Annotated in this window: 6 protein-coding genes and 1 pseudogene; 3 read left to right on the top strand and 4 right to left on the bottom strand. The window is 73.4% G+C overall.

What is annotated here, in order from left to right; all coding sequences use genetic code 11:
- Both JFN87_RS30210 and JFN87_RS30205 read right to left on the bottom strand, forming a co-directional pair.
- Positions 1-1907: HelD family protein (locus tag JFN87_RS30210; protein ID WP_307865651.1), on the bottom strand; the 1907-nt coding region annotated here is incomplete at its 3' end.
- Between the two features lie 269 nt (positions 1908-2176).
- A complete protein-coding gene (locus JFN87_RS30205) occupies positions 2177-2893 on the bottom strand; it encodes an SDR family NAD(P)-dependent oxidoreductase (RefSeq protein WP_209345234.1) in 717 nt (238 codons plus the stop codon).
- 129 nt (positions 2894-3022) lie between these two features.
- Here JFN87_RS30205 and JFN87_RS30200 point away from each other — a divergent pair, with 129 nt between their 5' ends.
- Both JFN87_RS30200 and JFN87_RS30195 read left to right on the top strand, forming a co-directional pair.
- Positions 3023-4069, top strand: coding sequence for an Lrp/AsnC family transcriptional regulator (locus tag JFN87_RS30200; protein WP_245182547.1), 1047 nt, complete (start codon positions 3023-3025; stop codon positions 4067-4069).
- A gap of 142 nt (positions 4070-4211) precedes the next feature.
- The gene (locus JFN87_RS30195) at positions 4212-4475 is read left to right on the top strand and encodes a hypothetical protein (protein ID WP_209345240.1); all 264 of its coding nucleotides are present in this window, start codon (positions 4212-4214) and stop codon (positions 4473-4475) included.
- A gap of 26 nt (positions 4476-4501) precedes the next feature.
- On the opposite strand, the gene JFN87_RS30190 is transcribed toward JFN87_RS30195, so the two are convergent.
- The gene (locus JFN87_RS30190) at positions 4502-6148 is read right to left on the bottom strand and encodes a DNA repair helicase XPB (RefSeq protein WP_209345232.1); all 1647 of its coding nucleotides are present in this window, start codon (positions 6146-6148) and stop codon (positions 4502-4504) included.
- Positions 6149-6342: 194 nt separating this feature from the next.
- On the opposite strand from JFN87_RS30190, the gene JFN87_RS30185 reads away from it, so the two are divergent.
- Positions 6343-7122, top strand: coding sequence for a VanZ family protein (locus JFN87_RS30185; protein ID WP_372449313.1), 780 nt, complete (start codon positions 6343-6345; stop codon positions 7120-7122).
- Positions 7123-7134: 12 nt separating this feature from the next.
- On the opposite strand, the pseudogene JFN87_RS30180 reads toward JFN87_RS30185, so the two are convergent.
- A pseudogene (locus JFN87_RS30180) lies at positions 7135-8070 on the bottom strand (helicase-associated domain-containing protein); the annotation flags it as partial.
- Positions 8071-8198 lie beyond the last annotated feature (128 nt).

Here is an 8198-nt window from a genome sequence, read left to right as displayed (position 1 = left end):
GGATCTGACTCGGCCGTCGTCTCCTCGCCGGGCGACAGGCATGGCATCCCCGCCGTCTCCAGCGCCGCCGCGAGCCGGGGGATGCGCGCGTCGGCCGCGATCAGGCCGATGGACCCCTCGTGCTTGAGCGACTCGCGGCACGCGTCGAGCACCGCCGCGTCCAGGGACGTGTCCGCCTCCACCCGCCGCACCGACAGCGACCCCGGCGACTCGCGCACCGAGCGCACCTCCGCGAGGCCGGGCGAGATCGACGGCAGCAGCCGCGACGCGTACGCGATCACCTCGCGCGGCACGCGGAAGCCCGCCGTCAGCTCCTCCACCAGCGCGTCCGCCTTGCCCAGGTGGCGCAGCGCCTCCGGCCAGCTCGCCGTGGCCCACGGGGTGGTGCCCTGCGCCAGGTCGCCGAGTACCGTGGCCGACCCCGTCGAGCAGCGCCTGCCCACCGCCCGGTACTGCATCGGCGACAGGTCCTGCGCCTCGTCGAGGACGACGTGCCCGAGCGAGTGGGTCCGCGACACGAGATCGCCCGCCTCGTCGATCAGCACGGCGTCCGCCGCCGACCACTTCACCGACCGCACGGAGCGCGCCGGCTTCTCCCACAGGATCGTCCGCTGCTCATCGGGCGTCAGCAGCCCCTCCGCGTGCTCGGCGAGGAACTCCGCGTCCGACAGCAGCCGCAGCACCAGCTTCGCCGGGTCCACGGGCGGCCAGACCGCCTTGACCACGGCCTTCACGGCGGCATTGCGCGCCACCGAGTCCTGGACGCGGTCGTCGGGTGCCTCGCCCGCCCGCTCCATGCGGACGAGGATCGTGTGCGCGATCCGCTGCGGCAGCGCGTCGCGCGCCGCACCGTAGCGGATGTCACGGTCGAGGAGCTCGCGCACGATCTCCTCCAGCTCGTACGCCGGGACGCGCCACCGGCGCGACCCGCGCACCAGCATCAGCGGCTCCACCGGCAGCGTCACGTGCGAGCGGACCGCGCGCCGCAGCACCTCGGCCATCCGCGCGTCACCCTTGACGATCGCCGCCTGCGCCGCGTCCGCGCCGCGCACTTGCACCGCGTCCGACGTGACGAGCGCGTCCACCGTCGACTGCTTGACCTCCAGCTCGCCGAGCGCGGGCAGTACCTGCTCGATGTAGTGCAGGAACGACGCGTTCGGGCCGACGACGAGGGTGCCCGTGCGGGCGAGCCGCTCGCGGTGCGCGTACAGCAGGTACGCCACGCGGTGCAGGCCGACCGCCGTCTTCCCCGTGCCGGGCCCGCCCTGCACGCACACCGTCCCGCCGAGCCCCGAACGCACGATCTCGTCCTGCTCCGGCTGGATCGTCGCGACGATGTCGCGCATCGGGCCGACGCGCGGCCGCTCGATCTCCGCCTGGAGGAGCGCGCTCGTGCGCTCGTCCTCCGCCGGGTCGGACAGGTGCTCGTCCTCGTACGCCGTGAGGTCGCCGCCCGTGTAGCCGAAGCGCCGCCGCAGGCCGACGTCCAGCGGATTCTTCTTGGACGCCTGGTAGAACGGCTGCGAGACGGGCGCGCGCCAGTCGATCACCATCGGGTCGCCGTGCGCGTCGTGCACGTGCCGCCGCCCGATGTAGAACGACTCGCCCTCGCCGCCCTCCGCCTCGTCCGCGCCGACCGCGCGCAGGTAGTCGAGGCGCCCGAAGAACAGCGGCGTGTGCGCGAGGTCGGCGAGCGACTTCACGCGCTCCCTGATCTGCGCGTCGAGGACGGCGGCGTTCACCCAGTTGGCGGTCACGTCGCGAATGTCGAGCGACTCCACCTCCTCCCGCATGGCGCGCAGCGCGGCGCGCGACGCGGCGAGGTGGGCGCGCTCGCGCCCCAGCGGATCGGGCGGGGCGGCGTCCTGCGCGGGCGCGGTGTCGGGTTCAGGGGCGTGCGAGGGCACGGCGGGCCTCCGGTGGCGGGTGCGCGGCAACAGCGGGCGGACGTGCGCACGCCGACGGGCCGCGCTCCGCCCGGCGAGGGGCGGTGCGCGGTCTCCGTACGGAGCGGATCACGTCATGGCGACCGTCCGGTTTCCGTCCGGACGGCGGCACTCCACGAGGGAGGCGGGCAAGAGGCGAGATTCTAGCGACCGCCGCGACGCCGGGCGAACCCTTTTCCGGACGTGAGCCGCGCGCGGACTCACCATGGCTCGGCAGGGCCCACCCGGACTCACCAGGGGACGGTGTCGCCCGAGCGGTCCAGGTACGCGAGGCCCGGCGTGCCCGCCCGCGACAGCAGGACGTCCACCAGCAGCGGCGTGCTCTCCTCGACGGTGTAGGGCGCCTCGGGACCGCCGCCGTCGGTGCGGATCCAGCCCGGCGCCAGCAGGACGAGCGCGCGCAGCGTACCGGCCTGCCGGGCCGCGAAGCCGCGCATGAACATGTTCAGGGCCGCCTTGCTCCCCCGGTAGACCTCGCGGCCCCCGGCCGTGTTGTTCGTGATGCTGCCCTCCCCCGAAGACAGCACCGCGATGAGACCGGTGGGGGACACGAGGTCCTGGAGTGCCTCGATGACGCGCATCGGGCCGAGCGCGTTGGTGGTCATCACCTCGACGAAGTCCTCGGTGGAGATCGCGCCGACCGGTGTCGTCTGGTTGTTCGTGGTGCCCGCCGCGACGAGCAGCAGGTCGATCCCCCGGCCCGCGAGACGCTCGCGCAGGGGCGGCAGGTGCCCGGGCTCGTTGACGTCGAGCCTCTCGACGGTGACGCGGCCGCCGGCCCGGTCCGCGAGGTCGTGCAGGGGTGTCCTCGCGGCGGTGTCGCGGACCGTGCCGACGACGTCCCACCCCCTGTCGAGAAGCTCGGCCGCCATCGCCCGGCCGAGGCCGCGCGAGGCCCCGACGACGAGGGCGGTCGGCGTGCGCCGGCCTTCGGCAGTCGATGACATCAGGCCTCATCTCCGTTCTTTCGCTCTTCCGTACGACGTGTTTCCGTACGACGTGGTGTGCACCGCCGAGTCTGTGCGCCGGGCTGCCGCCGCAGCGAGCCGCGCGGCTCGAAACGTAGGATTCCGTCCATGGCAGTGCTCCCGATGCCCGAATCCGTCACCCTGCACCCCGATGACGTGCGTATCATCCGCGCGCTCCAGGTCGTCCCCCGCGGGTCGTTCGCCTCGATCGCGGCCGCGCTCGGCCTCGCCGAGTCCACCGTCAACCGCCGCTACCGGCGGTTGCGCGCCGACGGCGTCATCCGCGTCGCGGGCCTGGTCAACCCGGGTGCGCTGGGGCAGAGCAGGTGGCTGGTGCGCATCCGCTGCCGCCCCGGCAGCGTCGCCGCGATCGCCGACGCGCTCGCCCGGCGCGACGACGTCAACTGGGTGACCCTGACCGCCGCGGGCAGCGAGGTGACCTGCGCGACCCAGTCACGCACGCGCGAACAGCGCGAGAACCTCCTCGGCAGGCGCCTCCCGCGCACCGCGGCCGTCCTCGACGTCAACGCCTACGCCATGCTCCGGCAGTTCATGGGCGGCCGCGGCCACTACTGGGCCGCCCTGCGGGGCGCGCTGACGCCCGAGGAGGAGGCCGCGCTGGGCAGCGAGGGGCCGCCCTTCGCCGAGTCCCCTGTCGTCGACCGCGACCCCGTGCGCCTCACCGCCGAGGACGAGCGGATCCTCGACGCTCTCGCGGAGGACGGCCGCGCGGGCCTCGCCGCCCTCGCGGCGGCGGCGGACACCACCCCGGGCCGCGTGTCGCGCCGCCTGAACGCCCTGCTGGCGCGCCGCGTCGTCCACCTCGACGTCGAGATCGCCGCGGCCGCCCTCGGCTACCACGCCCGGGCCAACCTGTGGCTGCGCGTGCACCCGTCGGCCGTGAAGGATGTCGGACGCGCGCTCGCGCTCCGGCCCGAGATCGCGTTCGCCGCGGCCGTCTCCGGGCCCTCCAACATCCACGCCGTCGCGCACTGCCGTGACCTGGACGAGCTGTTCGAGTTCACCTCCGACCGCATCGGATCCCTGCCCGGCCTGCAGACGATGGAGGTCTCGCCCGTGCTGCAGCACGTCAAGCAGGCCGGTACGTTGCTGTCGGGCGACCGCCTGGTGGAGCCGCCCCGCGTCCGGGCATGACGTCCCTCTCGCGGGGGAGGACGAGACGGGCCCGCGTGCGCCCCGAGGCGTACGGCGCGCGCCCTCAGGACGTAGCGGGGGCGCGGCGAGGTTCAGACCACGGACCGATGTGCCGAGAATGTCCGAGTTCCATCATGGACGTATGAGCAGCCACACCATCACCCCGCCCCACGGCGCGACCGCCACCGGCGCGGGCGCCGTGCCCCGCCAGAGCTACACCGTCGGCGACGCGATGCGCGCGCTCCAGGTCTTCGTGTCGACCGCGTTCAACGTGGCCGTACTCGGCGAGTACGCGGACGACGCCGGCGTCCAGCGCCGCCAGGTGCCCACGCCGCGAGGTCCGCGCGCCCCACGCGCCCCGCGCGCCTCGCGCGCCCCACGCGAACGGGACGGCGGCGCGGGCTGAGCCCTGGCCGTCGTCTCAGGCGTGCCTCACGCCTCGCCCGCGAGCAGCTCGTCCGCGTCCACGATTCGGTACGCGTAGCCCTGCTCCGCCAGGAAGCGCTGCCGGTGCGCCGCGAAGTCCTGGTCGATCGTGTCGCGCGCGACCACCGAGTAGAACCGCGCCTCGTGTCCGTCCGCCTTCGGCCGCAGCACGCGCCCGAGCCGCTGCGCCTCCTCCTGGCGCGAGCCGAACGTGCCCGACACCTGGATGGCGACCGTGGCCTCCGGCAGGTCGATGGAGAAGTTCGCGACCTTCGAGACGACCAGCACCGAGATCTCGCCCTCGCGGAACTCACCGAAGAGCTTCTCGCGCTGCGCGTTGCTCGTCTCGCCCTTGATCACCGGCGCGCCCAGGTGCTCGCCGAGCTCGTCGAGCTGGTCGATGTACTGGCCGATCACCAGCGTCTGCTCGCCCTTGTGCTTGCGCACCAGCGCCTCGGTCACCCTCTGCTTGGTGTCCGTCGTCGCGCAGAAGCGATACTTCTCGTCGCTCTCGGCCGTCGCGTAGGCCAGCCGCTCGCTGTCGGTCAGATTGACGCGCACCTCGACGCAGTCCGCCGGCGCGATGTAGCCCTGCGCCTCGATCTCCTTCCACGGCGCGTCGAACCGCTTCGGGCCGATCAGCGAGAAGACGTCCGACTCGCGCCCGTCCTCGCGCACCAGCGTCGCGGTCAGCCCGAGCCGCCGCCTGGCCTGAAGATCGGCGGTGAACTTGAAGACCGGCGCCGGCAGCAGGTGCACCTCGTCGTAGACGATCAGGCCCCAGTCACGCGAGTCGAACAGCTCCAGGTGCGGATAGACACCCTTCCTGCGCGTCGTGAGCACCTGGTACGTGGCGATCGTGACGGGCCTGATCTCCTTCCTCGTGCCGCTGTACTCGCCGATCTCGTCCTCGGTCAGCGACGTGCGCCGCACCAGCTCGTGCTTCCACTGGCGCGCCGAGACGGTGTTCGTGACGAGGATCAGCGTCGTCGCCTTGGCCTCCGCCATCGCCCCCGCGCCGACGAGCGTCTTGCCCGCGCCGCAGGGCAGCACGACCACGCCAGAGCCGCCGTGCCAGAAGTTCTCGACCGCCTGCTTCTGGTACGGGCGCAGCGACCAGCCGTCCTCGTCCAGGTCGATGCGGTGCGCCTCGCCGTCCACGTACCCCGCCAGGTCCTCGGCGGGCCAGCCGAGCTTCAGCAGCGTCTGCTTGATCTGGCCGCGCTCCGAGGGGTGCACGGCGACGCTGTCCTCGTCGATGCGGGCGCCGACGAGCGGCTGCACCTTCTTCGAACGCAGGATCTCTTCCAGCACGGGCCGGTCGGTGCTGGTCAGCAGCAGGCCGTGGGTCGGGTGCTTGGTGAGGGTGAGGCGGCCGTAGCGCGACATCGTCTCCGCGACGTCGACGAGCAGCGCGTGCGGCACCGGGTAGCGCGAGTACTCCACGAGCGCGTCCACGACCTGCTCGGCGTCGTGACCAGCCGCGCGCGCGTTCCACAGCCCGAGGGGCGTGAGCCGGTACGTGTGGATGTGCTCCGGCGCACGCTCCAGCTCGGCGAACGGCGCGATGGCACGGCGGCACGCGTCCGTCTGCTCGTGGCCGATCTCCAGCAGCAACGTCTTGTCGCTCTGGACGATGAGAGGTCCGTTCACAGCCGCGCCCTTTCCCTGCCCGTTCCCGTGCGGTACGCCAAACGTCCAGTGTCGCCCATCGCGGGAGGTTGCGCGGCGCGATCCGCGTCACGCGGCCACCGGATCCTCGGGGGACGACATCCTCGGGGGACGACGGCCGTGTCGCCGGCCGGCGGTCGCGGCATGTGCCGGGGAGCACGGGGCATCAGCACCGCATGACCGCAGAGACCGAACGCTCCCGGGCACTCGACCCGGCCTCCGACGACGTTGTGATGGCCCGGAGTTGGGGGCGTACGGCCTTACGGCTGCTCATCCTCGTGCTCGCGTTCGCGGCGCTCGTGGCGTTCTCCGCCGTGCTCGCCGAGCTGACGCTCACCCCGTCGCCCGCGTCGAAGAACATCGCCGGTGCCAACCTCCACCCCGGCCACTCGCTGCGCGAGTACGTGGACGACTACACGTTCCTCGGAGCGTGCAAGCAGATCGGCGGAAACCTGCTGATCGGAGCGCCGTTCGGGGTGATCCTGCCGGTGCTGGTGGCGCGCAGGCTGCGCATGGTGCGGGTGGTGCTGCTGACGTGCGTCGTGATGGTGCTCGTCGAGCTGGCGCAGGGCGCGATGGTCGAGGGGCGCGCGTTCGACGTCGACGACGTGATCCTCAATACGGCGGGCGCGCTGATCGGGTACCTGCTCGTCGGCAGGCTGATCGGGCGCAGGTACCACCGGCTGGCCGAGGCGCGGCCGGTGCGCAGGAGCCGGTGGCGGTCCGCCGTGCATGGGAAGACGCCGAAGAAGCCCGCAGCCGAGAAGCCGGCAGCCAAGGCGCCCGTGACCAGGAAGCCCTCGGCCAAGAGGCCCGCGGCCAAGGCGCCCGTCCGGCGCGGGGGCGTCGCGGCGCTCCGTGCGCGCGTCACGAAGCGGCGTGACGAGCCGGAGCCGCCCGAGCCGGCCTGGCGCCGGGCCGGTGGCCGCCTGGCCGGCCTGCTGCACCACCGGTAGGTGGGCCGGCGCTCAGGCCGGGTCGTCCGCCAGTTCCGCGACGCCCGTGACGCGGTGCAGCGGGTAGGTGCGCACCTCGTCGGCGGTGTGGTCGTACGCGGTGACGAAGCCGCCCTCCACGCGTACCGGCGCGATCACGCGCTGGCTGGCCGAGCCCTCGGCGTTGACGTACCCGATCCACAGCGTGGACCCGGTGAGGACGGCTGCCTGCATCGTGGCGAGCGTCTCGGCGGCGGTCGTGCGCGGCGGTGCGCCGGTGCCCGACGTGTCCTGGGGCAGCGGCTTGCGCTCGACGGTCGCGGCGAGGTCGCCCGCGCGGATGGCACGTACCGCGGCGTCGAGCAGCGCGGGCGCGGGCTGCGCGGGCCCGTCGGGCACGGGGGCGGGCGCGGTGCGTGCGGGGGTGCGGTGCGCGTGGGCGCGGGTGATCAGCACGTCTCCCTCCGCGGACTCGGCGGCGGGCGCGAACCCCATGGTGCGCAGCCCGTCGAGGAGCGTCGCCGGGTCGGCCTGGGCGGCGAGCACCGTGGGCGCGAGGCGGCGCAGCCGCAGGTTGGCCGAGCGCCTGTCGGCGAGGATCTCGTCGAGCACGGCGTCGTCGTCCGACCGCACGTACGCGGAGGCGGCGCCCACCCGCAGGTGGCCGTGGCGGCGCGCCACGTCGTCGATCAGGTAGGTGAGCGGTTGCGGCACGGGCGTGCGGCTGTGGTTCTTGAGGAACGCGTGCAGGTCGGACGCCGACTGCCCGGCGTCGAGCGCCCGCCGCACGGAGCCGGGCGTGAAGCGGTAGACGGTGGCGCCGCCCCTGGACTCGATGTCGGCGGCCACGGAGAGCAGCGCGGCGAGCGGCCGCAGCAGCGGTCCTGGGGCGACGGCGGTCAGGTCGGCCTGGAGCAGCACGTGGTCGAGGGGCTCGGGCAGCAGCGGGGCGAGCGCGCGTGCGGCGCGCTCGGCGGGCGCGCCCATGCCGTCCGGCGTGCCGAGATTGGGACAGCACACATCTGATTCCTATCTCCAATACTTCTTGCATGTTGTCCACTGCTGGGTATGTTGAGAGTGGGGGCGACGGGGGGGGT

The sequence above is a fragment of the Streptomyces montanisoli genome, assembly GCF_017813245.1.
Classification (GTDB): Bacteria; Actinomycetota; Actinomycetes; order Streptomycetales; family Streptomycetaceae; genus Streptomyces; species Streptomyces montanisoli.
This window is presented reverse-complemented; position numbering and strand designations above follow the sequence as displayed.